The following is a 26833-nucleotide window of genomic DNA, read 5'->3' as shown; positions in this document are numbered from 1 at the left end:
TCCTCTATACAACCAGATAATTATCGTTCGCCAAAAGAGCTATCCAAGGCACGATAAATTGGCTTCAAAAGATACTGCATCACGGTTCTGTTGCCCGTTGTTATATCGGCGTCAACGACCATGCCTGGCAGGATTAAATTACGATCAGGTTGATTGCCAACGTAATTTTTATCCAGATCAATGGTGCCTTTATAAAAGGGCTCACCCTGTTCATCCTGAAAGGTTGATGCTGATATATATGTAAGTTTACCAGATACATCACCAAACCGGGATACATCATAAGAGGTAAGTTTAACTTTGGCTGTTTGCCCGATCTTTAGGTGGCCGACATCTTTCGGTTGGATCTCTACTTCGGCAATAAGATGAGAGGAGAAGGGGACTATTTCCATCAATACATCGCCGGGGCCGACAACCGCACTGATGGTTTTTGTCGCCAGGCCTTTCACAATACCGTCGGTTGGGGCGACGATTTCCAAACGGGACACCCTGTCTTCTAGTTTTGCTTTGGCTTCTCTGACTTCTGCCAATTCAGCGGTTACTGTTCCCATTTCTAAAAGAGAATCACTCCGAAGATTTGCGCCGAGTTCAACCAAGGCACTTTGAGCTTCTATTTTGGCTTCCCGGGAGCGAATGATATCCCCTTGGACTGAGAGTAAATCCCCCTTAACCTGGATCAGAGATCGTTCGACATCCAATACGTTGGTACGGGCCTCAATACCTTTTTTGAATAGGTTACGATGGAGTTCTACCTGTTCCGTAATAAGTGTGATTTGGCGTTTAAGATTGGCCTCTCGATTATTGAGGGCAACGGTTTCATTACTGCGTTGTTCAATGCGTGATTGTAAGACGGTTCTTTGACTGGCGAGTGCTTCTTGCTGCAAAGAAAGAATGGCCGTTTGATCACTGACGAGGTCAGGATATTCCGCAGCAAAAGAAAAGTCTGGTTGTCTGTTTAAAACAAAAGATTCAAGTCTTTCTGCCCGCAAAGCCAAACTAACTTCCCTGGCCTTTAATTGTTCCAACTCACCTTTAGCAGCGGCTTCATCCAGACGGAAAAGGGTATCTCCTTTGTGTACAATCTGCCCGTTATCGACCAAAATTTCAGATATAATGCCGCCTTCAAGGTGCTGTACAACGTGCAAATTCCCAGCGGGAACGATACTCCCGTGTGTTGTTGCTCGTTCGCTGATTTTAGCCAATGCAGCCCATAGACCAAAGCAAATGAGTAAAAGAACGAAAACAACGACAAATTGTCCAAGCAGCCTTGGAGGCCCTGTTTCTTCAAGAAGAAGTGGTTGAGAAAGAAAACGAATTAAACGACGATTTGACCTTGGTGGGAAAGGTCGTTTATCGCTTTGTGTTTTAAACGTATTTTGCATCTTATCTGTACCTGAAATTTTGCTCATGCCTGGGACACAGTCTTGGGGATCATGCCAAGCTTTTCCATTACGGCTTGGGGAGGTCCATTTAACAAAATGGCGCCATTTTCGATGTAAAGTATCCTATCTGCATGTCGCATGTGGCTTGGCCTATGGGTAACGGCCAGAACGGTGGTATTACCTTTAAGGGTTTCAATTTTCTTAAGAAATAATTGATCGCCTTCCCAATCAAGGTTATTGGCGGGTTCGTCCAGCAGCATTATATTTGCACGTTTTATATAGGCGCGGGCCAACATAATTTTTTGCTTAAATCCAGCGGGTAATTGTCGTTGTAATTGGTCCGTAAGTCTGGTTTCCAGCCCATCAGGAAGATCTTGGATTTCCTCTTTAAGTCCAACATCTTCAATTGCCTGGATGATTTGTTCATCACTGGCGTTTGGTTCTGCAAGCCGCAGGTTTTGGGAAATTGTTCCATAGAACAAATGACAGTGCTGAGGGGCATAGGCAATCGAGTTTCGAAGCTCTCCCATGTCCAACTGTTGAATATTAATGCCGTCTAATAAGATTGCACCTGATTGAGGCTTATATAACCCTGCGACGAGCCTCAGTATTGTCGATTTTCCCGATCCGTTGGGTCCGGTAACGCATACAAACTCACCAGGATCTATGCTAAAGCCGGCGCCTAACAGTGCGGGCTCTGTTTTCATTGAATAACGCATACTCACACGGTTAAAGGTTATTTCCCCTTTAAACTCACGATGCCTGCTGATTATTTTATTTGGCTCTTTCTCAAGCTGTAGTTTCATCAGCTGGTTTAGGTGAGATAAGCCAATGCTCATTTGTTCCAGACGATTTAGAGATAAGAAACCTGTATGCAAGGGTGAGAGTACACGCCAAACCAATGCCATGGACGCAATAAGAGCACCAAGCGTTATGTCTCCCTCTAATACCAGTAAAGTCCCGACAGCAAGGGTCGCAACACCTGATAACATCATAAGAACCTGGGCAAGCGTTTGAATGAGAGACGTTATTTGTGAGCTTTTGAAGTTGGATTTGGCTGTCTTTGCAGAGATATCCCGATAACGGGAGTGCCAAATTGATTCCGCTCCAGCGAGCTTAATGGCTCTGAACTGGGACATCATTTCAACTAGAAAACCTTGCCGTTCTGATTTGGCTTCACCAGAAGATTTTATTGCGCGTTTGAGAACAGGGTGGAGGGTTATCCCAATGAGTGCGAATAAGACGATTAAAATCAGTGGAACCCACGCGAGAGGGCCAGCAATAATAGCTATGACGAGGATATATAATACAGCAAAAGGGAGATCTAAAAATACGCTCGCCAAGGGGCCGGTAAAGAAATCCCGAACAGCCTCAAATTGTTTGAGGCGGGAAATTTGTGTGCCGATACTGGCGCGCTCTGTCATCGCAACGGGAAGGTGCAGAATTTGTTTGAATGCTGATACCCCAACAATCATATCTATCCGACCACCCATGTAGGATAACATCCTGGCTCTCATCACTCGTAGCAAGGAGTCAGCCAAAATAGCGATTGTTACCCCTAAAACGAGATTTGTTAGGGTGAGTTGTGAGGAAGAAATAATGACCCAGTCATAAACGGCCATAATAAAGAGGGGAACACTCAAGGCCAAAATATTGACAATTGCCGTAATTCCCAGCATCTGCCAAATAAGAGGCTTAAAACGCCTACTAATCATGTCAAACCATTGGCCTGAATCAGACTGTTTTTTAATTTCGCTTCTTTTTACATCTGCTTCTTCAATCAGATAGGCAGTACCCTTTAAGCCCCTGGTTTTAATTTCGAGTGTTTTTTTTCTTTGCCCGTCATATACAGTCGCCGTTGTCCCATGGTGTTCCAGAATAACCAGTGCGGGATCATTTCCTGGTTTGAACAAACAGGGTGTTAATCTCGGATCCAACTGAGAAAGTTTCAATTTTGTCGGATGGGTTATGATATTCAGGTTAGATAATATTCTTCGCAATTGAGATGAGTCGATATCATCAGCAAAGTGAGGCATTGCCTCTATAATATGCCGTGGCGTTCTATCCCAGCCAAGATGACGCAGAAGGATTGGTAAACAGGCAGCAATATCCGACTTGTTCTCCATTCCACCCAGAGAAATTTCTGGACCGGGATGGTTCATCATATCTACGTGTTGTTTGTTGTCTTGAGCATCACTGGAAAAGATGTTGGTCATTGACATTTCAATTAACTCGCAGCTTTTGGGTTTTGTGATGAAACATCAATCTCTCTTTTAGGCCGTTTTTCTTTATTTTCCAGAGTACCGCCCACCAGTAAATATTGCTGGTCAGCTAGGTTAAGTAGGGATGGACGTTGCGATATTAATATGATGGTGGCTTGACCTTTGAGGTGTTCCATCATGTTTTTGAGATTTTCATCACTCTTGTTATCCAAAGCTGAGTTGGCTTCGTCGAATAAAATAATTTTAGGCTGTTTTGAAAGTGCTCTCGCCATAACAATCCCTTGTTTCAAGCCAACAGATATGTCGTCGGATATGCCATCGGCTACCATAGTTTCGTAGCCTTTGGGTAACCGGTTTATGGACTTGTCAATGCCGAGGAGAGATGTTGCTCTTATGGCGGCATCTACCGAGCTTTGCTTGTCAAACAGGGTGAGGTTTTCAAGGATAGTGCCGCGGAATAAAACCGGCTGTTGTGGCAGGTAAGCTATTTGGTTTCGAATTCTGCGCGGGTCATAATCCATTAAGTTATGACCATCATATAATATTGAGCCCTTGGTGGGGGAAGTTGCTCCCATTATTAGTTGCAATAGAGTGGATTTTCCGCTTCCGGTACCGCCCGAAATACCGATGAATTGATTGGCTTGGATACTTAATGTGATATTCGATAAAATAGGGGTTTCTTCGTCGTAATCAAAACTGACATTGTTCAGTTCCAGATTTCCCTCCAAAGGGGGAGGGGCTTTTCTTGCCAGATTACTTTCCTGCTTCAAACTAAACAGAGTATTCAGGCATTGTTGGGCCACTGAAATGGTTTGAAACTGGGTCCAAATCCCAAGTGCACGTAAAAGCGGTTGTGCCGTCCGTCCCGAAAGCAGGGTACTCGCAGCCAGAGCACCCATCGAGATTTCACCAGCAATAACATAGGTTGCCCCAACGCTTACGACAGAAACCATAATCAGAAGAGAAAAACTCAGGCCGAGGGTTTGTGCGATGTTACTCCAAAAAGTAACTAGATAAGTACTTGCAGCACCGTTTTCTTGCAATCGTTCGTAACGGCGAAGCATCAAAGCTTCCATCGCGAGTGATTTGACCGTGTGAATATTACTTAAAACTTCGATGATGAAGTTAAATCGATGATCGTCGTGGTTGGATTTTTGTTGGATGTGTTTTTTTAAAATGAGACCAACGAGGTATGAAAGAATGACCAGTATTGTAAGTAAAATAAGGATTATATAGACCAAAGGTCCTGCGATTACATAAATAACCCCGAGAAATAACCCGGCAAAGGCAAGATCAATGGCAAGTGTTTTCGATTGACCAGCATGAAAATCTCTTAATATTTCTAGGGCATTAAAATTATCAACATGATCTCCAGGGGCGCTTTTTTCAAAGGAGCTTATATCTGAAGATAACACCCGTTTTATAGCACGACACCCGCCCTGATGTTCGTAGCGCATGGCCTGCCAACCAGAGAGATAGTTTCTAATGATACGAAATAGGCCATCTATAAATAGAACAATTGATAAACCCAGTATAAAAAAGAACAGGGTATTGGTAGAGGCATTTGGTAATACGCGATCGTAAATTTGCAAAATCACGATAGGCAGAGCTAATGAAAGGATATTGACGGCAAGTGATGCCGTTAAGATAGCAGAAGACGGGAAAGGAAACCGGGGGAGGGTTATCTTCTCGGCAAGAAAATTATTTTCGGTCTCATTTATACCAAGTTTGTCGGCAGGATTTGAATTCATGCTGCTTCTGTTAAATATTGTTTAAAATGAAATTGGGCGAGCACCCATCGTTTCTTAAAGTTACGATTATTATGCTTTCTAAATAATTAATATTCCTACCCGTTTTGTCGGATTTAGGATTAATTTTAAGTAATAAATTAAGAGGGGTTTGAATTTTTTTTCCATCCTGGCTCTGGACTGAGAGGGGTAATCCTCTTAGTGTTTTCACCCATAACAAGAATAAATTTTCTTAATCTATGGGAGCTCCACTTAACACCTTCCCCCGCTTGAAAGCAGGGGATTTTCGGGGCGGTTAGCCCGTCAGGTTGACGCTTCACAGGGGAGCCAGTGCTACCCTCCACGTCCAGCAACGGTGTGTTCCACCGCCGTTTGGGTAAAAGCGAAACAGCTTGGTTATCACTGTTTCAAACGCAATCTACCACCAATCGGTGGCAACGTAAAGAAAGGCCGCGCTTCCTCCCCGACCTAAAGGACGGGGTATCCGCGCGAGATTTTAGATGAAAAAGCACCTTTCCGGCGCAGTCACCCTGGCTGCGGGACTTTGTCTCTTTGCGGCTTCGGCACAGGCCGATTATTCTTTAAGTGTTCTTCATATCAACGATTTGCACTCTCGTATTTTACCCGTGAATAAATATGATTCCACTTGTGGTGATAAAGATCTTGCTGAAAATAAATGCTTTGGTGGATTTGCCCGGGTTTCACAGGCTTTGAATGATCGCCGGGATGCATTGGAAGCGGATGGCGGAAATGTATTGGTTCTGGATGCTGGTGATCAATTCCAAGGCTCTTTGTTCTATACGAATTACAAAGGCGAAGCGGCTGTTGAGTTGATGAACATGACTGGTTTCGATGTTATGACCATCGGGAACCACGAATTCGATGATGGCCCTGAAACTCTGCTGAATTTTATCAATAAAGCAAACTTCCCAATCGTAGGCGCCAATACAATCGCTTCTTCAGATTCTATACTGCGCGGTAAGTATGCATCTTCCATCGTATTAGAGCGCGGAGGAGAAAAGATTGGTGTGATTGGTGCTTTGGCAGAAGATACTGATGAGACATCTAGTCCTGGTGATGGGATCACATTCTTTGATACGGCTAACGTAGTTCAGCCAATTGTGGATCGGATGCAAGCCCAAGGCGTTAATAAAATTATTCTATTAAGCCATTTGGGTGTTCCCAGAGACAAACAAGTTGCTGCTCAACTGACAGGTGTTGACGTAATCGTGGGTGGTCACAGTCATACGCTACTTTCCAACAGCAATGACCGTGCTGAAGGGCCTTATCCAGTGATTGCTACGGCGCCAGATGGTAAAGAAGTACCAATCGTTCAGGCTTATGCTTATTCTAAGTTTATGGGTGAATTGAACCTGACATTTGATGATGAAGGTAATCTCAAAGGTTGGTCAGGTGATACCGTGCTTTTGGATAATTCCTTTCCTGAAGATGCCAAGATGAAAGCACGTATAGCTGAAATGAATAAGCCTTTGGCCGAAATTCAAAAGCGTGAAGTTGGTGTTGCCTCTAGTGTAATCGAAGGGAGCCGGAGTGTTTGCCGGGCTGCTGAATGTGAAATGGGTAACCTTGTTGCAGACGCCATGCTTGAACGCGTCAATGCCAATGGGGGAGACGCGGTTATTGCCCTTCAAAACGGTGGTGGTGTTCGGGCCTCAATAGATGCCGGTCCTGTGACAATGGGCGAAGTCCTCACGGTTCTTCCTTTTCAGAACTCTATTGCAACTTTCAAGTTGAAAGGGGATGACTTTATTGCAGCGCTAGAAAATGGCCTCTCTAAAGTTGAAGAGGGGGCAGGTCGCTTCCCACAAGTATCCGGTGCCCGTATACCTGGAACCCAGCCGCTGAAGCAGGTGCGCGTGTGGTCTCTGTCGATGTTGGCAATGAGAAAGACGGCTTTACTCCGTTAGATCCAAATAAGATCTACAGCATGGTGACTAACAACTATCTCAGGGGAGGTGGCGACGGTTACAAAGTCTTGGCAACAAAAGCAATAGATGCCTATGACTTCGGTCCAAGTCTGGAAGACGCCCTCGCTGAGTACATTGGCAACCATGGCCCGGTAAAAGGTTCAGTAACCGGACGCATTACGGTACAAAAATAAGTTACTCTTAGTTTGTGTTAGGGTTACAAAGGGCTTCACAATTTGTGAAGCCCTTTGTATTTTTGGTTATCGGTCTGTTTCACTAGAGCGTTTATATAACTCTCACGAGTGTATGCTTTTCTATTGTGAATGTGGTATTATTGTATTCGTTGAGATGGCCATAATGTGCGGCTATGCGCAATGTGAGGGTTAACTGTAAAATGTCGGTTAAACCAAAATTCCAATTTTACTTTCTGCTGATGATTTTCCTTCTCAGTTTTACTGTTGTGTCGTCAGCATTTTCTGATGACCCTGTAGTCATAACTTCCGGTGATTCTGAACCATTTATTAAGCCCGACGGTACAGGCATAATAGATCAGGTTATGCGCGAAGCATTTCGTCGCATTGGTCGGGAGTTTATTTTAAAATGGGAACCGCAAAAGCGTGCCCGAAAAAGCGCTAACGCGGGTAAAGCCGATGGTACATATGGGGGGGTGAGGGAGATACTTGAAAGTTATCCCGATCTGATCGTGGTGCCATCACCTTATTACCGCACGACATATGTCGCTGTCAGCAAACACCCGAATATTGAAATAAATGGATGGTCATCACTAAAGCCCTATACAGTAGGGTATCCCATGGGTTGGAAAATTTTCAAAAATAAGGAAAATCATTTTGGACATGCTTTTCCGGTTTCAGAAATCCCTAGCCTCTTAAAAATGGCCGATCAAGGGCGTATCGATATTATTTTAATCGAACGAACAGTTTTTAGATCCCATGCTGAACGGGAGGGTATTGATCAACTTCATATTCTCGCCCCACCGATTGACACTAAGGAACTCTATCTTTTCCTTCACAAGAAAAACTTACACATGCAGTCTCAACTGGCAGCTGCCCTGGACGAGATGTCAGAAGATGGAACTCTAAAACAGATATGTTTGATTTGTGCTGAATCCTTAGCTGATTAGTATTGCTAAGAATATCGTTTTCAAAGTGTCATCTCCAGTTTCAACTCAGTTTATATAGCTGTTCTTCAATCTGAATTAATGCAGGTTTTCCAGAGGACACAGCTCTCCCTAGAGCATTCGGAAGGTCATCTGCCGTTTTTAGGTGTTCGGCATGAAGACCATAAGCCTGGGCAATAGTGGGAAAGTCAGGGGTGGTTAAATCCACTCCTTCGGGTTTTATCTTGTTATCTTCCATATAACTTTTGATTTCCCTGTATCCATCATTATTCCACACCAAAATAATAATTGGTGTCATGGCATCCATTGCTGCGCCAAGTTCACCCAGGGTAAATTGAATTCCACCGTCTCCAGTCAAGCAAACAACTGGTCGTTCAGGGCTTGCGAGTTTAGCACCGATAGCCGCAGGAAGGCCATAACCCAAGGTACCAAAACCAGTTGCAGAGTTCATCCAGCCCTTGGGTTGATCTGGTGAATAATAAAGGTTTCCCGCGTAAACGGCTTGGGTTGAATCACCAACAATTATGGCACCGGGTAAGGTGTCATTTATCTGGCGCAGAAAGTCGATCTGAGTATTCATTTCCGGGGTAAGTTCTGATCTGGCTTTATCATTTGTTCTGGCGGTTCTTTGCGACCCCTTTGTGGAAGGTGGCAGAGTTTTTGCCCGAGACAATGAGCTTAACAAGGCCTGTAACGTTAATCTTGCATCCCCAACGATGGCAAGATCTGCCTGCGCATTACGGTGTAGTTGTGTGGGGTCGATATCAACACGTATTAGCGTGCCTGGTACTCTGAAATTACCGTCGTAATACATATCAAAATCTGTCGGCCCGAGCTCTGTTCCCAGGGTCAGGACAAGATCAGATTGTTGGATCAGATCTCTAACGGCTCCAAGAGATGGACTTACTGGAATTGCCAGAGGGTGATCAGAAGGTAACTGTCCCCGTGCATTGACAGTCATCACCACTGGACTATCAATAATTTCTGCGAATGTGCACAGATCAGATGTGTCACCGTTAAAACCACCCCCAATGATTATCAGAGGATTGGTTGCGTTGGTGCAGAGGTCTATGGCTTGAGTGATTGCAGCTGACGACGCCTGTGGTCGGTTTATAGAAGGCTGTACTTTGGGCAGGGGGAGATGATCGGCAGGTGCCGACATCAAGTCAATTGGAATTTCGATATGAACGGGGCGGGGGCGACTAGTGTTAAATACGCTAAAGGCCCGGGCCATGGCCTGTGGCAAATCAGAGGGATCAGTAACAGAGTAACTAAAGGCGGAAACCTGTTCAGCAAAGGCAGTTTGATTTGGTAACTCGTGTAAATGACCGTTACAATGACCTTGATCTTTAAGTCGGTTGACGCCTGAGATCACCAGCATAGGTATGGAATCAGCATAAGCTTGAGCCATGGCGGTAGCTATATTTGTTAAGCCAGGACCGGTGATAATAAAACATACACCAGGTTTTCCGCTTAACCTCGCGTAGCCATCCGCCATAAATCCGGCACCTTGTTCGTGACGCGGAGTGTGATGAATGATCTTATTAGAATCTGCCAGACCTCGGTATAGCTCAACTGTATGGACGCCGGGAATGCCGAAGACGCGTTCTACGTCATAACTTTCGAGTAGCTTTATAAGGTATTCGCCAAGGGTAATCATGTTCAATGTCTCACACGTTGAGTTTTAAGCTATGGCTCTGTCGTTCACTCGTGTATTCACAAAGTGGCACAAGCGCCTGCACCCCTCAGAGAGTTGATCCTCACCGAGAGTAAAGGAAAGCCTGATATGCCCGCTCGCGCTCTCACCAAATGGGGTTGCATCTAAAACGCATACCCCCGTTTCTGAGTACAGTTGTTCTGAAAACTCCCTGCTAGTCATTCCTGTTGCTCTTACGTCGACGAGTAGGAACATTCCTGCCTCAGGAATGTGAGCGATAAGAGAGGGCGCGTCTGCCAATGCTGCAATCGTGAGGTCTCTACGTTGTTGATAGATTATCTTCATTTTTTCTGGCTCATCTGCGAGATCTGTCAGGGCAACCATGGCTGCTTGCTGGGAAAACCCAGGCAATCCATAAAGCATACACAGCGCAACCTTTTCCATTGCTTGAATAAGGTGTTGGGGGCCTATTGCCCATCCCACACGCCAGCCGGTCATGGCGTGAGATTTTGACAAACTGCTGATCGTAACGGTTCGTTCTCCCATACCCGGTAAGGAGGCTATCGAGAGATGTTCTCCACTAAAAATGAGATCGGCATAGACTTCGTCTGAAATTACCCAGAGGTTATTTTTTATAGCAATTTTAGAAATCTCTACCAATTCATTTTCTGTCAGAACGACGCCCGTTGGGTTATTCGGGGTGGTTATAAATATAGCTTTGGTTTTTGGCGTAATAGCAGCTTCTATTGCAGCAATATCAGGTCGAAATCCGTCAGAAGCCTTTTGGGCTACTCTAACAATTGTGGCACCTGTAACCTGAATACTGGCTTCATAGGTTATGTACATTGGCTCAAGCGCAATGACTTCATCACCTGCTGTGGCAATACAGAGCGAAGAGGTAAAGAGGCCGCATTGGGCACCAGCGAGTACAATCACATTATCCGGGGTTACTTTTTGGCCCGTTTGACTTATATGACGGTTGGCAATTATCTCTCTGAGAGCAAATCGGCCTTTGATTTCAGCATAGTGTGTATCACCGGCTGTTAAGGCGTCACGAGCGGCTTGAGAGATTTTGTTAGGAGTAGCAAAATCGGGATCCCCGACACTCATGATGATGGCATCTTTACCTGCAGCTTGCTCTTTTAGAGCCTTACTATGAAGATCCCAAGCTGAAGCACCTGAACCAGTAACGCGTTCTGTAAGAGGAGAGAGCTGCATATTTTCCGCCTGTAACCATAAAAGATATGACTTACTGAAATCATCCGTTTTGGATGATCTTATAATTGGATTAAAGTTACCATAACTGAACGAACGTTCAACTAGAAAATTTTCTATTTCAGGAAGTGTTTAATATCAATGCTTTTCAATGGGGTAATTTCTTGAATAGACTGCAATCAAATAAAATTCATTACGGATAACATGACTGATTCGCTTAAAAATCCCCCAAAATTTAGAAGGCATACGCCGGATGAGCGTAAAAAAGAGCTCGTGGAAGCGACGATCAAGTGCCTTGAAAAAAAAGGCAGTGATGGACTTTCTGTACGGAGTATAAGTGCTGAAGCGGGGATATCAGTCGGTCTAATCAATCATCATTATCCAAGCAAAGACGATCTGATTGCCGATGCGTATGAAAAATTGGCCACAGATATTCTTCATCACGTTTTAGATCTGGTTGAAGAAAGTGGCGGTAATCCGCGCGAGAGGATGAGTGCATTTTTTGATGCATATTTTTCATCGCACGTTCTGGATCAGAAAATATTACGTATTTGGATCGTGTTTTGGCACATGTCGGATAAATCAGACAAAGTCCGCTTATCCCATGACAAGACGAGTGAAGGATTTCGTCAGAAAATTGAGGAAATGCTTCGTGATCTGGGAGAATTGCCTGAAACCCCTGATTTTAATTATCGCCTTGCGGCCATTGGCCTTTCTGGGATGCTCGATGGCTTGTGGCTTGAATGGTGTTTGAACCCGACTTCTTTTGCACCGGAAGAGGGGCTGAGAATATGCGAGGCTTGGGTTGATTGCCTTATGTCTGGTTCTTTCAAAATATAATCAGAATTTAAAACACAAAGTTAAAGTACTGGAACAAATATATAAAAATGACATTTAGAGTTTTCTGAATCAAAAAAGCAAATTAACTAGTTGAACGTGTGTTCAGCTATGTTATCGTTCAATGCGCTGGAAAATTAATCAGTGAAAAGCAAATGAGCTTTAGGGCCAAAGAAGCGGGATAACCTGTTCAGTCCTTATTCCTACAGGGAGGAAGTAATGAAACTATTTAAATATACATTGTTAGCAGGTGCCATGGTTATTGGTGCTACATCTGCCTTTGCGGGCGAAGCACTTGACCGTGTGATGGGCAAGGGTAAGCTTGTTATCTCTACCGATGCTGAATATCCACCACAATCTTCTATTAATGCTGACAATGAATTGGTTGGTTTTGATGTTGACGTTGGACGTGCGATTGCAAAACAAATGGGCGTCGAAGCTGAATTCGTTACTCCAGGTTGGGATGTGATCACTTCAGGACACTGGGCTGGTAGATGGGATATGTCTGTTGGTTCCATGACACCGACGAAAGAGCGTGCAAAAGTATTGGATTTCCCTGCTGTTTATTACTTCACCCCAGCAGCTCTTGTTGTGCATGAAAAAAACACCACAATTCATCAAACTAGTGATGCTTCAGGTAAAAAAGTAGGAGTTGGCGTTTCTACTACCTATGAAAGCTACCTAAATAAGAAACTGGTGATTGATGCTGAAGGTGTGCCTGAATTCTCATTTGTTGTTAATGATGCAGATATTCGAACCTACGATTCAGATGTGTTAGCCCTTGATGACTTGCGTTTGGGTGATGGTGTCCGTTTGGATGCGGCATTTACGGCTTTGCCTACAATCCTGGAAGCTAAGAAAAATGGCTATCCGATTAAAGTTGTTGGCCCAGAGGCCCTGTTCATGGAACCTTTGGCAATCGCAACGGCAAAGGGAGATGTTGAACTTAATGCCAAAATTAAAGACGCGGTAACGGCTTTGCGTGCTGATGGCACTCTTTCGAAGATATCGGAAAAGTGGTACGGCGGCGACCTTACTCAGTAATATCTGGAATATCTGAACCGTGAACCAGATGTTTATGGAAATTTGGGAGCGACCGTCAGCACGACGGTCGCTTTTCTTCATCCTGGTCTATCTCTCACTTTTGAGTATAGACTTTTCCAGTCTCTATGAGGGCACAAGCTTTTTCCTGGGAGCAACTACTCAGGTTGAATTAACACGCGGTCTTATGGCTGCAGCGATTGTCCTTAATTTTGTTTTGATCACAAGGCTTCCTAATCGAATACAGCTCTATGTTACCTGGGCAGAGCTCCTCTTTCTGTTTTTGTATTTTTTCTACAGTTTTGATCTGTCTTATGAATACATCTGGACAAGACTTCCCCATCTGCTTGGGTTTGGCTTAAAAAACGGTTTTCTTATGGGAACCGCTCTTACTTTATTTATGTGTGTTGTTTCGATAGCTGCATCGACGGTGCTAGCTTTGGTCGCGGCATTAGCACGGCTTTCAAATAATGGTGTCGCCCTTGGGATTTCCACGTTTTATATCTCGTTTTTCCGTGGCACTCCTTTAATCCTGCAGATATTGTTGATCTATATCGGCTTGCCGCAAATTGGGATTATTCTTAATCCTATTCCTGCAGCTATTATCGCACTTTCTCTTTGTTATGGCGCCTATATGGCTGAGATATTCCGGGCAGGAATTCAAGCTATTCCCGCGGGACAGGGTGAAGCGGCGAGAGCTCTTGGCCTAAAAGATGTGCAGATAATGCGGTTGGTAATCTTGCCACAGGCGATCAGGCTCATTATCCCCCCAACGGGCAACCAGTTTATTGCCATGCTCAAGGATAGTGCCTTGGTGGCGACGCTTGGTGCTTGGGAACTTATGTACATGGCAAGACTGCATGGGCGTGCTGAATTCAAAAATATGGAAATGATGATTACAGCAGCTTTGATCTATTGGATGCTGTCAATGAGTATGGAATATTTCCAGGCCAAGATTGAACGTAAATTTGGTAAAGGCATTGACGTCAACAACGTGTAACCGTTGTTGACGTCATACTGTTAATTCTTATTTCGTTTAATCATCCGTGTTAGGAATATTGGCACGACAAACACGATTACCAACAGACGTAAAGCATGATGGGTCGTGACAAAAGCTGGATCGATCCCCATGGAAAGGGCTGCCAGGGTCATCTCGGCAAAACCTCCTGGGGAGAGAGCCAGTATCAAGGCCTCAAAACTGGCGTCTGTTACGTAAGATAATAGAGCCGATACGATCAATGTGACCATGAGCATGAGAAACGCCATGATCACGGCGAGGGACATGATCTTACCAACTTGTTTTAGGGAATAGCCGGCAAAACGTGCGCCTAGGGCTGATCCCAAAGTGATCTGTAATAGGATAGTAACAAGTTCTGGCGGTTTACCATCAATCAATCCCGTTGTATGAATGATGGCACTGAGCAATAGCGGGCCAGTTAATTGGTATGCCGGAAATTTCGCGAACTTTCCTAATGCCAGGCCACCAATGGCGATAGCTAACAAAATCAAAATATCAAAGTTGGACCAAAACAACGTAATCTCTTGTCGTTCAAGAGTTTCCAATCCTGACCAATAGGTGAGGAATAGGGGGATCGCGAGCAAAATCGAGGCCACTCGGCAGGCGTGGGTTAAAGTCAATGCCCTGACGTCGGCACCGGCTTCTTCGCCTAGCAAAGTCATTTCTGATAATCCGCCGGGAAAACCAGAAAATATAGCCGTCATTTTATCCATTTTCAGGAATTTACGGCAATAAAACTGTGCAACAAAAGTGATCAGACCAAGGTAAAGAACAGCTGCAATAAGAGTTGGTATCCACTCTCCGGCTCTAGCGACCACCTCGGGAGAGAAAGTCCCCCCAAGCATGACACCAAGAACGACCATGATGACAAGGCGAATAGGCTTTGTAACGCCCACAGGAGCCCCTGAAAGAGAGGCAATTAAACTGCCACTTAGACAACCGAGCATCCAAGGAAGAGGGAGGCCAAGTGTCCAAAACACAAGGCCTCCCAAATATCCACACAGCAGGGTTAGTAAAAACTTAGGTACCGCACTGGTAAAGGACACTTTTTATCCTTCACCGTCGTTTACTTTAAGAGCTTTATTTCTACGGATATCAATCAAGCCCTTAATGGCAGGCGCCAGGAGAATTACTGCGGTTATGGCAAGAATGGATGCCGTCAGGGGGCGTTCCCACATAAAGGATATTTCACCGTCATAAATATCGAGAGCGCGGCGAAGATTATCTTCCATTAATCCTCCCAGAATAAACCCAAGAAGCATTGGTGCGAGAGGGAAATCAAGCAGACGAAGGAAGATCGCGATGATTGCCACCAAAACCATGATCTGTATATCGATGGTGTTTGCCGATACCAGATAAACACCGATCAAAGAGAAAAACAGGATCAAAGGTGTCAAAATTTGTTTTGGCAGAGATAGTAGGCGGGCAATATATGGAATCAAGGGCAGGTTCAAGACCAAGAGAATGATATTCCCGATATACATGGAGATAATCACGGACCAGAAAACAGCTGGATTTTCGACAAAAAGTCTTGGTCCTGGTTGGACACCATAGGATATCAGTGCACCGAGCATAACAGCAGTTGTACCTGATCCTGGAATGCCAAGAGTTAGTAGGGGGACGAAAGAGCCGGAACTGGCAGCGTTGTTTGCTGTCTCGGGAGCGGATAAGCCACGTAGGCTGCCTTTCCCAAATTTGAGCTTTTCTTTGGCACTGGCAAAGTTACGCTCCATCCCATAGGCAAGGAATGAAGCAATTGTTGCGCCGGCACCAGGAAGGACACCAATGAAAAATCCGAGTACTGAGCTACGAGCCACCACTGGCGCCAAATCTTTGACTTCTTCTTTGGTTATTTTCATAGAGCCAAGATCGCCCTTGGTTGCCTGTTCGGCTTCCTTGGAGACCTTTTCAGGTTTTAGAACAACCATCAAAGCTTCGGATAAAGCGAAGGTTGCCATGGCCAGGAGTAAGAAGCTTAAACCGTCTATGAGATCGATGGCACCAAAGGTAAAGCGTTGAATACCAGATTGATCTTGCCCAATGGTCGAGAGCATCAGCCCTAACATGGTCATGAGGATCGCGATTAGGAATTTACCTTTACCCGCAAAGGCGGATACAGCGGTAAGTCCTAGGACCATTAGGGCAAAATAATCAGCAGATTGAAAACTTAGAGCTACAGAGGCGAGGGCCGGGGCCGCAATAAGAAGGAAAATAGCTGCAATCGTACCGCCACTAAAAGAGCTGTAAGCCGCGATTGCAAGTGCTTTCCCTGCATGACCTTGTTTGGCGAGAGGATAACCATCAAATGCAGTCGCAACAGTTCCCGCCACTCCAGGCGCGTTGATCAGGATGGATGAAGTTGAGCCGCCAAAAATAGCACCGTAATAGACACCAGCCATCAAAATCATGCCCGTTGAAGGATCAAACCCATAAGTAATCGGGATCATAAGAGCAATGGCTGAGATCGGGCCAAGGCCTGGTAGCATGCCGATAAAAGTACCCGCGAAACAGCCAACAAAAACCATGAGAAGGTTGATAGGTGTTACAGCCGTTGTCAGGCCCGTAAGAATACCGTCCAGCATTAGTTGATCCCCAAAAGTTTAATGATAGCGAAGTAGAGTTCACCTTCTCTGAGCGTAATTTCGAGAAGTTTTGTGAGGATAAACCAGAAGGCGAGAGTTACCGGGATCGAAGAAAGTAATATGACCTTCCAACGGCGTTCGCCAAGTACGTAAATACTGGCTGTTAAAAACAAAATTGTTGCCAGACTAAAACCGAGCCAGTTGAAGCTTGCCCCATAGGCAACCATCAAGCCTAGCAGTGTAAATGTTCTTCCCCAGTTAAGCCCTTTGAAGACAGAGAGAAAATCATCCGTTTCGCCGCGTTGGGGCAAAACTAAGAGGAGGAACGAGAGTACGCCCGTTATCCAGGCCAAGGCAGTTGGAAGAGTACTTGCCGTCATTGGCGCAAATTTATCACTTGGTAATGACGGTATATCTCCTGTCATAAATCCATAAGCTATGGCTACGACAAGAAAGCAAAGTGCTCCTGCCTTTTCCTTACTGAGGGTCATACGCCCGTTCCTTCTTTTTTAGTTATTGGCTGTTATGGCTTATAAGAAGCCGAGCTCTTTCATGAGATCGCCAATAATGCCTTCTTGCTCTTCAAGGAAGGTGTAGAAAACATCAGAAGGTTGGAAAACTTCAACCCAGCCGTTACGTGAGCGAACAGTTTCCCAATCCGGTGTTCCATACATTTTCTCAAGAGTAGTGTTGTACTGAGCAACTTTTTCTTTAGAGGTACCTGGAGCGGCAAAGAATCCACGCCAGTTCACAAAAGTTGCATCAATTCCTTGTTCTGTAAGGGTTGGTACATCCGGAGCGTCACTGATACGGTTGGCGCCAGTCATGGCAAGGATACGAACCTGACCACTACGCTGTAGCTCGAGTGCCTCGGAAAGACCTGTTGATAGAATAGAGGTTTCCCCTGAGAGCAAGCCAGCCATAGCTTTACCACCGGCATCGTATGGGATGTACTTAACGTCAGTTGGGTTACCACCAGCAGCTTTAAACGCCTGAGCGGCTACCAGGTGATCCATGCCACCACGTGTAGAGCCACCAGCAACTTTTACTGATTTTGGATCTGCCTTAAAATCAGTAACCACTTCAGAAAAAGCTTTGTATTTTGAATCTGCAGGAACGACAAAAGCTGCATAATCGCCGATAACACCAGCAACCGGCACCAGATCACGGAAAGATTGTGGGAATACTTTTGTCAGGGAACGAATAACGATTGGTGTCGAGTTCACCATCAGTGTATCGCCCTGGCGCTCCGCAGTTTCGATTAGATGCGCAATGGCTTTACCACCACCGCCACCTGACATGTTTTCGAAAGAAGCGGACCCAAGTAGGCCTGATTTTGTTAAGGCTTCACCAGTACCACGAGCGGTACCGTCCCAACCACCACCAGCACCACCTGGGATCAGGAAGTGGATTTTGTCGATATCAGCAGCAGATGCTGATGAGAGTGGCATAGCCATACCCACGCTGACAGCTGCGGCTGCCATAGACAGTACTAAACGACGTGAAAATTTTGTTGTTTTGCCAAACATGAATTGGCCTCCGAGTCTGATTGTTAAATCGATGAACAACAGACCGCCGTCCTATGACCGGCGCAGAGAAGGGCTCATCATATGATGAGTAAGCAGCTCAGAAGTTATTCTGGTATGCTAATTATGTACTTGCTCCCCAACCGCTATTTTTGATTTTATTTTGCGGCCTGTAATTCAATAGAAGCAGACTAGGGGATAAAGCTGTCACTACCCTGTCGTTAAGAAAATAATGGCACTTCTCCGCTTTGTTGAGTAGATTTAGGATTTCAAATAGAGCATAGATTGATTATCTGGAATGGATGATTGTCTAATTTTGAGTTTGAAGTATTCGGTATCCTTGATGCCTCTGGCTCGCTTACGGATCATTCCTATACTGACATTACCAGCCTCTATCCTGGCGCTTGTGAGCTTGTGTTTGGCGTAGTTGCAGATGCCCACACAATGTTTCCGTAGGGATTTCGCGAACTTTTTTAGATAGAGCATCTGTGACTGATCTGCTATCAGGCACCAACGTTCCAGTTGCTCCGCCATCGCCTCAAATGAAGCGGCACTCCACAGCAGCTGAAGCTGTTCTTTCAAGACGTAAAGTGCATTCAGGTTGCTATTGCTCTCCAGCAACCTTTGCAGCTTGTCACTTTGTTTTTCACTCAACTTATCCGCATTTTTGAGCAACAGATAATGTGTCCCTTTCATCAACTCTTTACCACTTGGATCGGCCTTTCTGAACTCAAGTCGACGCTGATTATGGATAGCTTTGCTGTAGTTTTTCATGACGTGGAAACGGTCAAATACTATGTCGGCCAACGGCAAGGACTCTCTGACAGCCTTTTGGTAGGCAGGCCCCATATCCATCGCTACGGCCTTTATTTTGCAGGCTGTATCTGGTTGCAGTTGTTTCAAAAACCTTGAAAAAACCTCGGCAGTTCGGCCTGCTTCAACCCAGATCAGATGACCGCCAACCATATCGTAGACCACCGTCATGTAGTCATGACCTTTCGCCCGGGCAACTTCATCTACACCAATATATTCCAAGCCAGTTAGCTCTGCAGGATCAAGCGTAGGGAGAGTTTCAATAAGGTATGCCCTGTCGATATTCTTGACCGTTTCCCATCGTATATCCAAATGTCTGGAAACCGCTTGAATAGACATATGCCGACATAATCCACTGATCAGTCGGCAAAATCGGTGAGTGAAACGGCACCCTTTATCAACAAAATCACACCCCTCAATGCGGCGTTCGCCCTTGTTAATATAAACCTGCGCCAGCTCAATCTCGACCACACAAGGATACCCAAAAAGGGGGATGTCGTTTACTTGTCGGCGGACATGCTGGTTGATGCTTCCCTTCTGGCCTGTAGCAGGGTCTATAGCCCTCCTACGCGCGTCTCGGCTGCAGTGAATGACAATCTTAACACCGCCGTCATCCAGTTTAATTTCATTTACACGTTGCCCTTTGAGGCCTAAAATATGCTGCGAGATGTTGATTGTCATATACCTGCTCTATGTAAAGTTATCAGAAACCATACATATCAACAGGTTACTTGGCGGTCGGCATCTTTTTCTACTCAACAAAGCGGAGAAGAGCCATATAAACCTGCGCCAGCTCAATCTCGACCACACAAGGATACCCAAAAAGGGGGATGTCGTTTACTTGTCGGCGGACATGCTGGTTGATGCTTCCCTTCTGGCCTGTAGCAGGGTCTATAGCCCTCCTACGCGCGTCTCGGCTGCAGTGAATGACAATCTTAACACCGCCGTCATCCAGTTTAATTTCATTTACACGTTGCCCTTTGAGGCCTAAAATATGCTGCGAGATGTTGATTGTCATATACCTGCTCTATGTAAAGTTATCAGAAACCATACATATCAACAGGTTACTTGGCGGTCGGCATCTTTTTCTACTCAACAAAGCGGAGAAGAGCCGTCGCCTTTTCGAGTGTTTCTCCCTGATCTATGGTAGCTTTAATGTCATGATAAAGCTCGACGGCTTGTTCGCCTGCGCCACCATGGACATCGCCCAAAACATTCAAACCGGATGCCATCGCTGAATTCAGACCTACACCACAAGTCGCTGCCATTCGGGCAATGGCTATACTTGGCGCTTGAGGCCCATGGTCAACGGCTGCGACCAGAGCAGCTTCTAAAAGTTTGGCCTGGGCATCACTTGGCAAGGATCCGCGTGTCATAAGCCAGATCATTTGTGGGAAAGATATCTTACCTATCAAGTCTTCGATTGCATGGCCGCGGTATTTAATAATACCGGGCTCCATTTCAATGATATCCGTACTCCACCAATCACTTACAGCCTGATCTTGATTTGATGGCTTGTCGTTCATATCACGCCTTCCGAATGTAATTTTTCAATTTTATCATCTCCATAACCCAACTCTTTCATGAGAGATTGGGTATGCTCTCCAAGGGTTGGAGGAGGTGTTTCAACTGATGGGGCCTTGCCGTTTATTTTAAAACCTGGTCGTAGAACTTTGACGGGTAGGTGGACGTCAGCCACATTTTCATAGGTGGCAATCATACCGCGATCACGGATTTGAGGATCTGCCAGAATATCTGGGATCGAGTTTACTGGGCCGGCTGGGACGCCTGCTTCTTTGAAGGTGTCCAGCAAATCATTGGCAGTCCAGTTCTGAAAGGAATTCTCAAGCAATTTTGTCAATTCCACCCGGTTTTCCAATCTGCTTTGACGAACAGAAAAACGAGGATCGGTTATGAGTTCCACTCGCTCTATTATGTGGCAAATACTCTCAAAATGTTCTTGTTTGTTGGCGGCAATATTAATCTCTTTGTCGCAAGTCTTAAAAGTACCCGAAGGACTGGATGTAAAATTATCATTGCCTAGTGGCATTGGATCAATGCCCCCGATCAAGTGGTTTGATACCACCCAGCCCATGGTGGCCATCGTCGCTTCTAGCATGGAGACATCAATAAAGCGGGCATGCTCTCTATTGTGATCAGCAAGCGCAGCAGCTATGGCAAAAGCTGCCGTCATGCCTCCGATTGTATCGCACAGGGGATAACCAACCCGATAGGGGGCGGTTTCTTTTGAACCCGTGATCGACATTACTCCGGAAATGCCTTGAATAATCTGGTCGTAAGCAGGAAGGCCTTTCATGGGGCCATCTTGGCCAAATCCGGATATGGCGCAGTAAATTAATGTAGAATTTTCCTGCTTTAACTTTTCAAAACCGACCCCAAGCCGATCCATTACTCCCGGTCTGAAGTTTTCGACCAATACATCACTGGTTTTAACCAGCTTGCGGAGTATCTCTTTCCCTTCTGGTGATTTGAGGTTAACCGTAATTGATTTCTTGCCGGGATTTTGAGCAAGAAAAGAAATCCCCATATCCTTTTCGTTCAGGGTTGGGTCTGCACCAAGTTGTCGGGCAAGGTCTCCTGAGCCGGGGATTTCAACTTTAATTACTTCTGCGCCCATATGGACGAGTTGATGGCAACAAAACGGTCCGGACAAAACATTGGTCAGGTCAAGAACCCGTATACCAGATAAAGGTGGTTTCATGATATAAATCTCTTGTTCCAGTCTGGCCTTAAATAAGTCCAGACGAATAAACGCTATTACTATATGGGTAATGGCATTTTTATTCTCCCCGTAGGGCTTTGTTCCATTTGTTAATGGTTTTACGTCTTTTTACCTGATCAAGGTACACGAGCAATCTAGGGCCAACCTTTATTGGTTGCATATTACTCCGTGCTTGCGCGGCGAGTATTTCTTTGGGACCAGAAGACTTAACCCTGGGATGAACAGCGTCCATTTTTGCGCTTTGTGCCAGAACTGTCTGTCCCCGTTCAGATAAAAGATACTCAAGAAAAAGTTTGCCGGATTCCGTTGATTTAGCCGCTTTGGGGATAAGGGCGAGACGCGAAAGTACCGTCGTATAATCTTCGGGGTAAAGGATGCCGAGATCGGGAGAGTCCTGAAGTCTTGCTAAAGCATAAGACCCAAGCACGTTATAGCCGATTACAAATTTACCGCTGCTAACGTTGTTGATAATGGCGGTTGAGCTTGAATAAAGCTTTACGCCATTGGCGCCAAAAGTTTTGACCAGGTTCCACATGCCTTTGTAACGTTCTGAATCAACGGCCATAAATAGAAAGCCAACACCACTTCGTTCTATGTCGTAAGTCGCAATTTTTCCAAAGAGATCGGAGTGGCGTTCTGCTAAAAAATCTTCCATTTCTCTGCGTGTTTTAGGCAGTGGGTAGTTTTTAAAGTAGGTTTTATTGTAAATCGTAACAGCTGGTTCAGAAGTGAAACCAAAGACTTCATTTCGCCAAAGAGACCACGAGGGGAGGTCTTGTGCGCTTGATATTTCGACGGGTTGGGCAAATCCGTCGTTTGCGAGCTTCATTTGAAGGTCCATAGCAGAACTAATGGCTATGTCTGCAGTTTCACCGTTCTTCAAACTTTCTTTTTGAATACGCTCGAATAATTCCAAGGATTGCAGCTCATGATAGGTAATCGCAATATCAGGAAAAATGCCTTGAAAATCTTCAATTATTCCTTGGAATATATCAACATCTGTAACGCTGTAGATATTGATATTTATCTGATCAGGTTGTTCCCCATTTACGGCTTTAAAATCGAAAGCTTTAGCATCAACAAGGGACGGATGAATTATGCATAGAGATATTGCAAAAAGGCTGAGCCTGATTATCCGAGATCGTTTGAGTAAAGAAAAACACCGATCAATAAAAATAGAATTCGAGCCCCTGTAACTTATGTACGGCCCATAGTCAGGCTTCTTTTGGATTTTGATTAGTTTACAGATTATGCAGCCAAAGCTGTCGGCAACCTGTCATATACAGTATTTTCAAATTTTCTTTTAACCCAGCCTTTCCAAAAAGCACAGAACAACGTTAGTCTTTTGGTTATGAGAATTTTGGTTGTAGAAGATAACGCTGCTTTAGCGGATGGGATTTCAAGTGCACTAACACGCATGGAGATGGCCGTTGATGTTGTCGGCGACGGGCAGGATGCGGATAGTATTTTGCGAGCTCAGGAATTTAACCTGGTCGTGATGGACCTCAACCTGCCGGGCTATGATGGCTTGGAAGTGCTCAAACGATATAGACAAAACGGGGGAAAAGCTCAGGTCTTGATCCTGACCGCACGTGACCAATTGAGCGATCGGGTAAAGGGTTTGGATCTTGGCGCAGATGACTATCTGACAAAACCATTTGATCTCGTCGAACTCGAAGCCCGTGTCCGCGCCTTATTGCGTCGCCAGAGCGGACTGAAATCCCCTGAAATCAAAGTTGGTGACCTGGTTTTTGACAGTGTTGCCCGGCGTGTGTCCTTGGATGGAGAACCCATGGATATTCCCCGTCGAGAATTTTGCTTGTTAGAGCTTTTAATCAGCAGGGCTGGGCACGTCGTCAGTAAAGAGCAAATAGCGGATGGTTTGGCTAATTTTGACGATGATATCAGCCCTAATGCCGTGGAATTGTACGTCAGTCGTCTGCGAAAGAAACTGGCACCAGCAGCTATAAATATCAAGACTGTCCGCGGCCTTGGTTACCTGATGGAAAAATAATGAGCTGGCAGCGAAAATCACTCCGACGCCGTTTATTACTCTGGCTCTTGGGGGCTTTGGCCTTAATTTCTGCCTTGATGTTGTTTGAGGTGCGATCAAGTGCGACCAAAGCGGCCAACGAAGCCTATGATCGGGTTTTACTTGGGTCGGCACTGGCGATAGCTGAACGGGTTGTCGTCGTTGGGGATACCCTTGAGGTCGATGTCCCTTATGTCGCTTTGGAGATGTTAACTTCTGCCGCGCAAGACCGTGTTTTTTATCAAGTTATCGGACCAGGAAATCAGTTCATCACAGGGTATAATGACTTGCCCATGGTTGATGATGATGAAATACCGAAAGACGAGACCCCTCTCTTTTTCGATGCTGACTATCGCGGTGATGCCATCCGCATTGGGGTTATATCACGTCATTTATCTGGGGGACGATTATCCGCGCGCTTTACGGTTATGGTGGCTGAAACGGTTGAAGGCCGTAATCGATTAATTCGGGAGATGATGACGGCGGCCATCGTTCGTCAATTGGTCTTAATCCTTGTGGCTGGTGGTGTCATGTGGATAGGCATTGGATGGGGACTTAAACCGCTCGTTCGCCTAGAGGCCGCGCTCAATCGAAGGACGCCATCAGATTTAAGGCCAATCGAACACGAAGTACCACGGGAAGTACGGCACCTGATTGATGCCATTAATGATCTTATGCACCGACTGGAGGCTTCTTTTGATGCGATGCAAAGATTTACTTCCAATGCGGCTCATCAATTGCGCACACCGCTTGCTGCTATTCAAACCCAGGCTGAATTAGCAATTGATGAAACCAACCCGGCGGAAACCAGAAAGCGGCTTGAACACTTGGGCCGTAGTACCAAACAAACGTCGCGGCTGATAAATCAATTACTTATTTTGGCCAGAGCGAACCAGACGGAGGAGGGGTTCTCTTCGGTAAATATTGACCTCAAAATGGTGTGTGAGCAGGTAACACGTGAGTTTGTCCCCCGTGCTGTGTCAAATGATATAGATCTTGGTTTTGAAAGCTTGAATGGTTCATTCAATATCATGGGAAGCCCGGAACTTATTGAAGAAGCTCTGAAAAACTTAATCGATAACGCCCTGAACTATTGCACACAAGGAGCACAGGTTACAGTTCGATTGAGACATGAAGACGACCAGGTTTTACTTGAAGTGGAAGACAATGGACCTGGGATCATAAAGTCTGAACGATCAAAAATATTTGAACGATTTTATCGTTCGGAAACAAGAGATGATGAGGGGTGCGGCCTCGGTTTACCAATCGTCCGAGAGATCATGGAACGCCATGGTGGGCGAGTAGAATGTCGGCCCGGACCAAATGGTATTGGATCATTATTTATTCTATCTTTTGGGCCGACTAAAAGTATTGAATAAAACGAACTCTATGATGCTTTTAATATATTTCGGATGCGCGCTTTGACCGATGCTGCTTCGTTATTAATAGCTTTGGAAAAGAGTTTATCTCTTTCCTCTTTATATTCATGAAACTGATGAGCGAAAAGGTGGAACCCGTTATATGCCCACGCTCTAACTAATTTATTTTGATCTTTGAGAGAAGCTCTCAGAAAGCGTAAAGTCACTTTTTTCTGGTTCGTAGGAATTGGCATATATTCCATAGATTGCAGAATGTGAAGTTTGCTTTCCCAGTGATCTAAGAGGGGTAAATATTTATATATGAGTACAATCAGGTTAGGATGTAACGTTCCACCTTCTGACATATATCTTTTTAACAACCAGGTGGCCCCTGATTGTAAATTGGTGTCTGTTAAGGCTTTGATGATGTTTTCTGTAAATTCATTTTGAGCAGAGAATTGGTCGTATATTTTGGATATATCTTTTACAGATTTTCCATCCCAGTTTAGGATGTTACTTAGAATTTCCATTGTTCAGCCACGATAATAAGGTATTAAAGTCATTCATTTATTAGAATGTAAATATTACCTGCTATAGATATAATTTTGTAGTGCCGTAAATGAAGAAGGCGATATGTCCTTGTCCTAATACGTGGAAGGATTCCGCTTGTTAATTTTATTAAATCACTTTGTATAACCTAACAGATCAAACATATTTCGCTGACCTTAATTTCTGATATGGACAAAGTCTGCTCCAAATCCGGTACAACTTTTGGATTTTTCAGAAGGTGTATTCAATATTAGTAGTTTTTTCTTCTTTTGTTTTAGTACCTTAATGGCTTTGATAAATTTTGAGCGTGAGTGTTTTAACAAAGCTGCAGCCTCATAGTAATCCAGCTTAAGAATGGATATACCAGCCAAATCAAAACCTGGATCCGAAGGCATTTCAATTTGAAATTCTGTCATGCGCATTTTACTAAAAGGCCTTAACCGCATCATGAGGTCGGTTAACTGAGCAAGGTGTAGCTGTTTGGGTATATCGGTGATGGCGATAATCAACCGCTCTCTTGCTTTCGGTGTTAATTTTTCAAGTGCATTGATCGTATTTTCAAATTCACGTCTATTGATACAAAGTTGGTAACTAATATTCATGATAACACCAGCAGCAGCCATATCCGCAAGACTGGCAATCATATAAGCCACTGTCTGTCCAATATACCCGCCTTCAATAATAAGACTGCGGGGGTCTGTTTTGCCGATAACCTGGTTAATGTTTTGAAGTTTTCGTAAGCCAAAATTATCGAAAGTAGAAATTGAAATTGGTAACTTTTCTCCGGCTGGCTTTTGAAGCTTAGTAAACCTGACTTCTGCGCGTTCAAGTATTTCTTGAACAAAGAGGTCAACACGTTCTTCGGCCGCTGCCGCTGCACAGTTAATTCTGTTTTGGATGATATCCCAGGGATCTGGTGCTTCAGAATATTCATCTTCGTCAATTTCGATATCAAAAGTTTGAGTATTTATTTCCAATCCTTCTTGATAATCTTCCTCGCCAAGCACCCGGACCCAAATTTCTTTATTTATTGCTTCTAGTTTATAG

At 44.8% G+C, this 26833-nt stretch carries 24 protein-coding genes and 1 pseudogene; 9 read left to right on the top strand and 16 right to left on the bottom strand.

What is annotated here, in order from left to right:
• Window positions 1-20: 20 nt before the first annotated feature.
• The 3 genes from ACOGW3_RS19675 to ACOGW3_RS19665 form a co-directional block, all read right to left on the bottom strand.
• The gene (locus ACOGW3_RS19675) at window positions 21-1406 is read right to left on the bottom strand and encodes an HlyD family type I secretion periplasmic adaptor subunit (RefSeq protein WP_419904505.1); all 1386 of its coding nucleotides are present in this window, start codon (window positions 1404-1406) and stop codon (window positions 21-23) included.
• Window positions 1403-3415, bottom strand: coding sequence for a peptidase domain-containing ABC transporter (locus tag ACOGW3_RS19670; RefSeq protein ID WP_419904504.1), 2013 nt, complete (start codon window positions 3413-3415; stop codon window positions 1403-1405). Before ACOGW3_RS19670 ends, ACOGW3_RS19675 begins: the two co-directional genes overlap by 4 nt.
• 191 nt (window positions 3416-3606) lie before the next feature.
• Window positions 3607-5352: a peptidase domain-containing ABC transporter gene (locus ACOGW3_RS19665; RefSeq protein WP_419904503.1), complete on the bottom strand. Its 1746-nt coding sequence runs from the start codon at window positions 5350-5352 to the stop codon at window positions 3607-3609.
• A 497-nt stretch (window positions 5353-5849) separates the two neighbouring features.
• Here ACOGW3_RS19665 and ACOGW3_RS19660 point away from each other — a divergent pair.
• The 3 genes and pseudogenes from ACOGW3_RS19660 to ACOGW3_RS19650 all read left to right on the top strand — a co-directional run.
• A pseudogene (locus ACOGW3_RS19660) lies at window positions 5850-7291 on the top strand (bifunctional metallophosphatase/5'-nucleotidase); the annotation flags it as partial.
• Between the two features lie 6 nt (window positions 7292-7297).
• Window positions 7298-7471, top strand: coding sequence for a hypothetical protein (locus ACOGW3_RS19655; protein ID WP_419906016.1), 174 nt, complete (start codon window positions 7298-7300; stop codon window positions 7469-7471).
• A 200-nt stretch (window positions 7472-7671) separates the two neighbouring features.
• A complete protein-coding gene (locus ACOGW3_RS19650) occupies window positions 7672-8418 on the top strand; it encodes a substrate-binding periplasmic protein (RefSeq protein ID WP_419904502.1) in 747 nt (248 codons plus the stop codon).
• Between the two features lie 40 nt (window positions 8419-8458).
• Here the strand turns inward: ACOGW3_RS19650 and ACOGW3_RS19645 are convergent, their stop codons facing one another.
• On the bottom strand, window positions 8459-10075 hold the full coding sequence (locus ACOGW3_RS19645; protein ID WP_419904501.1) for a 5-guanidino-2-oxopentanoate decarboxylase: 1617 nt from the start codon (window positions 10073-10075) through the stop codon (window positions 8459-8461).
• 24 nt (window positions 10076-10099) lie between these two features.
• Window positions 10100-11290, bottom strand: a complete 1191-nt coding sequence (locus tag ACOGW3_RS19640; protein WP_419904500.1) for a pyridoxal phosphate-dependent aminotransferase — start codon at window positions 11288-11290, stop codon at window positions 10100-10102.
• A gap of 201 nt (window positions 11291-11491) precedes the next feature.
• Between ACOGW3_RS19640 and ACOGW3_RS19635 the strand changes: the two genes are divergently transcribed.
• From ACOGW3_RS19635 to ACOGW3_RS19625, 3 genes are all read left to right on the top strand, one after another.
• The gene (locus ACOGW3_RS19635; protein ID WP_419904499.1) at window positions 11492-12127 is read left to right on the top strand and encodes a TetR/AcrR family transcriptional regulator; all 636 of its coding nucleotides are present in this window, start codon (window positions 11492-11494) and stop codon (window positions 12125-12127) included.
• 216 nt (window positions 12128-12343) lie between these two features.
• A complete protein-coding gene (locus ACOGW3_RS19630) occupies window positions 12344-13168 on the top strand; it encodes a transporter substrate-binding domain-containing protein (RefSeq protein WP_419904498.1) in 825 nt (274 codons plus the stop codon).
• A gap of 28 nt (window positions 13169-13196) precedes the next feature.
• Entirely contained in the window at window positions 13197-14165 is a 969-nt protein-coding gene (locus ACOGW3_RS19625) for an amino acid ABC transporter permease (RefSeq protein ID WP_419905963.1), read from the top strand.
• A gap of 20 nt (window positions 14166-14185) precedes the next feature.
• On the opposite strand, the gene ACOGW3_RS19620 is transcribed toward ACOGW3_RS19625, so the two are convergent.
• From ACOGW3_RS19620 to ACOGW3_RS19580, 9 genes are all read right to left on the bottom strand, one after another.
• Window positions 14186-15229, bottom strand: coding sequence for an AbrB family transcriptional regulator (locus ACOGW3_RS19620; protein WP_419904497.1), 1044 nt, complete (start codon window positions 15227-15229; stop codon window positions 14186-14188).
• A 3-nt stretch (window positions 15230-15232) separates the two neighbouring features.
• Entirely contained in the window at window positions 15233-16765 is a 1533-nt protein-coding gene (locus tag ACOGW3_RS19615; protein ID WP_419904496.1) for a tripartite tricarboxylate transporter permease, read from the bottom strand.
• Window positions 16765-17256: a tripartite tricarboxylate transporter TctB family protein gene (locus ACOGW3_RS19610; protein WP_419904495.1), complete on the bottom strand. Its 492-nt coding sequence runs from the start codon at window positions 17254-17256 to the stop codon at window positions 16765-16767. Before ACOGW3_RS19610 ends, ACOGW3_RS19615 begins: the two co-directional genes overlap by 1 nt.
• A gap of 39 nt (window positions 17257-17295) precedes the next feature.
• Entirely contained in the window at window positions 17296-18294 is a 999-nt protein-coding gene (locus ACOGW3_RS19605) for a tripartite tricarboxylate transporter substrate binding protein (protein WP_419904494.1), read from the bottom strand.
• A gap of 258 nt (window positions 18295-18552) precedes the next feature.
• A complete protein-coding gene (locus tag ACOGW3_RS19600) occupies window positions 18553-19785 on the bottom strand; it encodes an ISL3 family transposase (RefSeq protein WP_419901077.1) in 1233 nt (410 codons plus the stop codon).
• A gap of 70 nt (window positions 19786-19855) precedes the next feature.
• Window positions 19856-20122, bottom strand: coding sequence for a hypothetical protein (locus ACOGW3_RS19595; protein WP_419904493.1), 267 nt, complete (start codon window positions 20120-20122; stop codon window positions 19856-19858).
• 70 nt (window positions 20123-20192) lie between these two features.
• A complete protein-coding gene (locus ACOGW3_RS19590) occupies window positions 20193-20630 on the bottom strand; it encodes a citrate/2-methylcitrate synthase (RefSeq protein WP_419904492.1) in 438 nt (145 codons plus the stop codon).
• The gene (locus ACOGW3_RS19585) at window positions 20627-21826 is read right to left on the bottom strand and encodes a CaiB/BaiF CoA transferase family protein (protein WP_419904491.1); all 1200 of its coding nucleotides are present in this window, start codon (window positions 21824-21826) and stop codon (window positions 20627-20629) included. The genes ACOGW3_RS19590 and ACOGW3_RS19585 overlap by 4 nt, the downstream gene beginning before the upstream one ends.
• 79 nt (window positions 21827-21905) lie before the next feature.
• Complete coding sequence (locus ACOGW3_RS19580) at window positions 21906-22787, bottom strand: ABC transporter substrate-binding protein (protein WP_419905962.1); 882 nt, start codon at window positions 22785-22787, stop codon at window positions 21906-21908.
• Here ACOGW3_RS19580 and ACOGW3_RS19575 point away from each other — a divergent pair.
• The 3 genes from ACOGW3_RS19575 to ACOGW3_RS19565 all read left to right on the top strand — a co-directional run bounded on the left by ACOGW3_RS19575 (window position 22776) and on the right by ACOGW3_RS19565 (window position 25258).
• Window positions 22776-22952 carry a hypothetical protein gene (locus ACOGW3_RS19575; protein ID WP_419904490.1) on the top strand — a complete coding sequence of 59 codons (177 nt, stop codon included), beginning with the start codon at window positions 22776-22778 and terminating at the stop codon, window positions 22950-22952. The genes ACOGW3_RS19580 and ACOGW3_RS19575 overlap by 12 nt on opposite strands.
• A 246-nt stretch (window positions 22953-23198) precedes the next feature.
• Window positions 23199-23861 (top strand): response regulator, encoded by a 663-nt coding sequence (locus ACOGW3_RS19570; RefSeq protein ID WP_419904489.1) that lies wholly within the window; start codon window positions 23199-23201, stop codon window positions 23859-23861.
• Window positions 23861-25258: a sensor histidine kinase gene (locus ACOGW3_RS19565; protein WP_419904488.1), complete on the top strand. Its 1398-nt coding sequence runs from the start codon at window positions 23861-23863 to the stop codon at window positions 25256-25258. Before ACOGW3_RS19570 ends, ACOGW3_RS19565 begins: the two co-directional genes overlap by 1 nt.
• Before the next feature lie 8 nt (window positions 25259-25266).
• On the opposite strand, the gene ACOGW3_RS19560 is transcribed toward ACOGW3_RS19565, so the two are convergent.
• Entirely contained in the window at window positions 25267-25767 is a 501-nt protein-coding gene (locus tag ACOGW3_RS19560) for a hypothetical protein (protein ID WP_419904487.1), read from the bottom strand.
• 195 nt (window positions 25768-25962) lie between these two features.
• Entirely contained in the window at window positions 25963-26793 is an 831-nt protein-coding gene (locus tag ACOGW3_RS19555; RefSeq protein ID WP_419904486.1) for a hypothetical protein, read from the bottom strand.
• Between the last annotated feature and the right edge of the window lie 40 nt (window positions 26794-26833).

The organism is Kiloniella sp., from assembly GCF_965205715.1.
In the GTDB taxonomy this organism is placed as follows: Bacteria; Pseudomonadota; Alphaproteobacteria; order Kiloniellales; family Kiloniellaceae; genus Kiloniella.
The sequence above is the reverse complement of the archived record's forward strand: the minus strand, read 5'-3'. Positions and strand labels throughout refer to the sequence as shown.

Bases quoted from the DNA above. Each gene is read 5' to 3' on its own strand.
- ACOGW3_RS19650 (WP_419904502.1), top strand. From the start codon at position 7,672: ATGTCGGTTAAACCAAAATTCCAATTTTACTTTCTGCTGATGATTTTC.
- ACOGW3_RS19635 (WP_419904499.1), top strand. From the start codon at position 11,492: ATGACTGATTCGCTTAAAAATCCCCCAAAATTTAGAAGGCATACGCCG.
- ACOGW3_RS19675 (WP_419904505.1), bottom strand. From the start codon at position 1,406: ATGAGCAAAATTTCAGGTACAGATAAGATGCAAAATACGTTTAAAACA.
- ACOGW3_RS19600 (WP_419901077.1), bottom strand. From the start codon at position 19,785: ATGACAATCAACATCTCGCAGCATATTTTAGGCCTCAAAGGGCAACGT.
- ACOGW3_RS19655 (WP_419906016.1), top strand. From the start codon at position 7,298: ATGGTGACTAACAACTATCTCAGGGGAGGTGGCGACGGTTACAAAGTC.
- ACOGW3_RS19585 (WP_419904491.1), bottom strand. From the start codon at position 21,826: ATGAAACCACCTTTATCTGGTATACGGGTTCTTGACCTGACCAATGTT.
- ACOGW3_RS19615 (WP_419904496.1), bottom strand. From the start codon at position 16,765: ATGCTGGACGGTATTCTTACGGGCCTGACAACGGCTGTAACACCTATC.
- ACOGW3_RS19570 (WP_419904489.1), top strand. From the start codon at position 23,199: ATGAGAATTTTGGTTGTAGAAGATAACGCTGCTTTAGCGGATGGGATT.
- ACOGW3_RS19610 (WP_419904495.1), bottom strand. From the start codon at position 17,256: ATGACCCTCAGTAAGGAAAAGGCAGGAGCACTTTGCTTTCTTGTCGTA.
- ACOGW3_RS19595 (WP_419904493.1), bottom strand. From the start codon at position 20,122: ATGACAATCAACATCTCGCAGCATATTTTAGGCCTCAAAGGGCAACGT.
- ACOGW3_RS19590 (WP_419904492.1), bottom strand. From the start codon at position 20,630: ATGAACGACAAGCCATCAAATCAAGATCAGGCTGTAAGTGATTGGTGG.
- ACOGW3_RS19605 (WP_419904494.1), bottom strand. From the start codon at position 18,294: ATGTTTGGCAAAACAACAAAATTTTCACGTCGTTTAGTACTGTCTATG.
- ACOGW3_RS19665 (WP_419904503.1), bottom strand. From the start codon at position 5,352: ATGAATTCAAATCCTGCCGACAAACTTGGTATAAATGAGACCGAAAAT.
- ACOGW3_RS19575 (WP_419904490.1), top strand. From the start codon at position 22,776: ATGATAGGTAATCGCAATATCAGGAAAAATGCCTTGAAAATCTTCAAT.
- ACOGW3_RS19670 (WP_419904504.1), bottom strand. From the start codon at position 3,415: ATGCCTCACTTTGCTGATGATATCGACTCATCTCAATTGCGAAGAATA.
- ACOGW3_RS19630 (WP_419904498.1), top strand. From the start codon at position 12,344: ATGAAACTATTTAAATATACATTGTTAGCAGGTGCCATGGTTATTGGT.
- ACOGW3_RS19645 (WP_419904501.1), bottom strand. From the start codon at position 10,075: ATGATTACCCTTGGCGAATACCTTATAAAGCTACTCGAAAGTTATGAC.
- ACOGW3_RS19565 (WP_419904488.1), top strand. From the start codon at position 23,861: ATGAGCTGGCAGCGAAAATCACTCCGACGCCGTTTATTACTCTGGCTC.
- ACOGW3_RS19640 (WP_419904500.1), bottom strand. From the start codon at position 11,290: ATGCAGCTCTCTCCTCTTACAGAACGCGTTACTGGTTCAGGTGCTTCA.
- ACOGW3_RS19625 (WP_419905963.1), top strand. From the start codon at position 13,197: ATGTTTATGGAAATTTGGGAGCGACCGTCAGCACGACGGTCGCTTTTC.
- ACOGW3_RS19560 (WP_419904487.1), bottom strand. From the start codon at position 25,767: ATGGAAATTCTAAGTAACATCCTAAACTGGGATGGAAAATCTGTAAAA.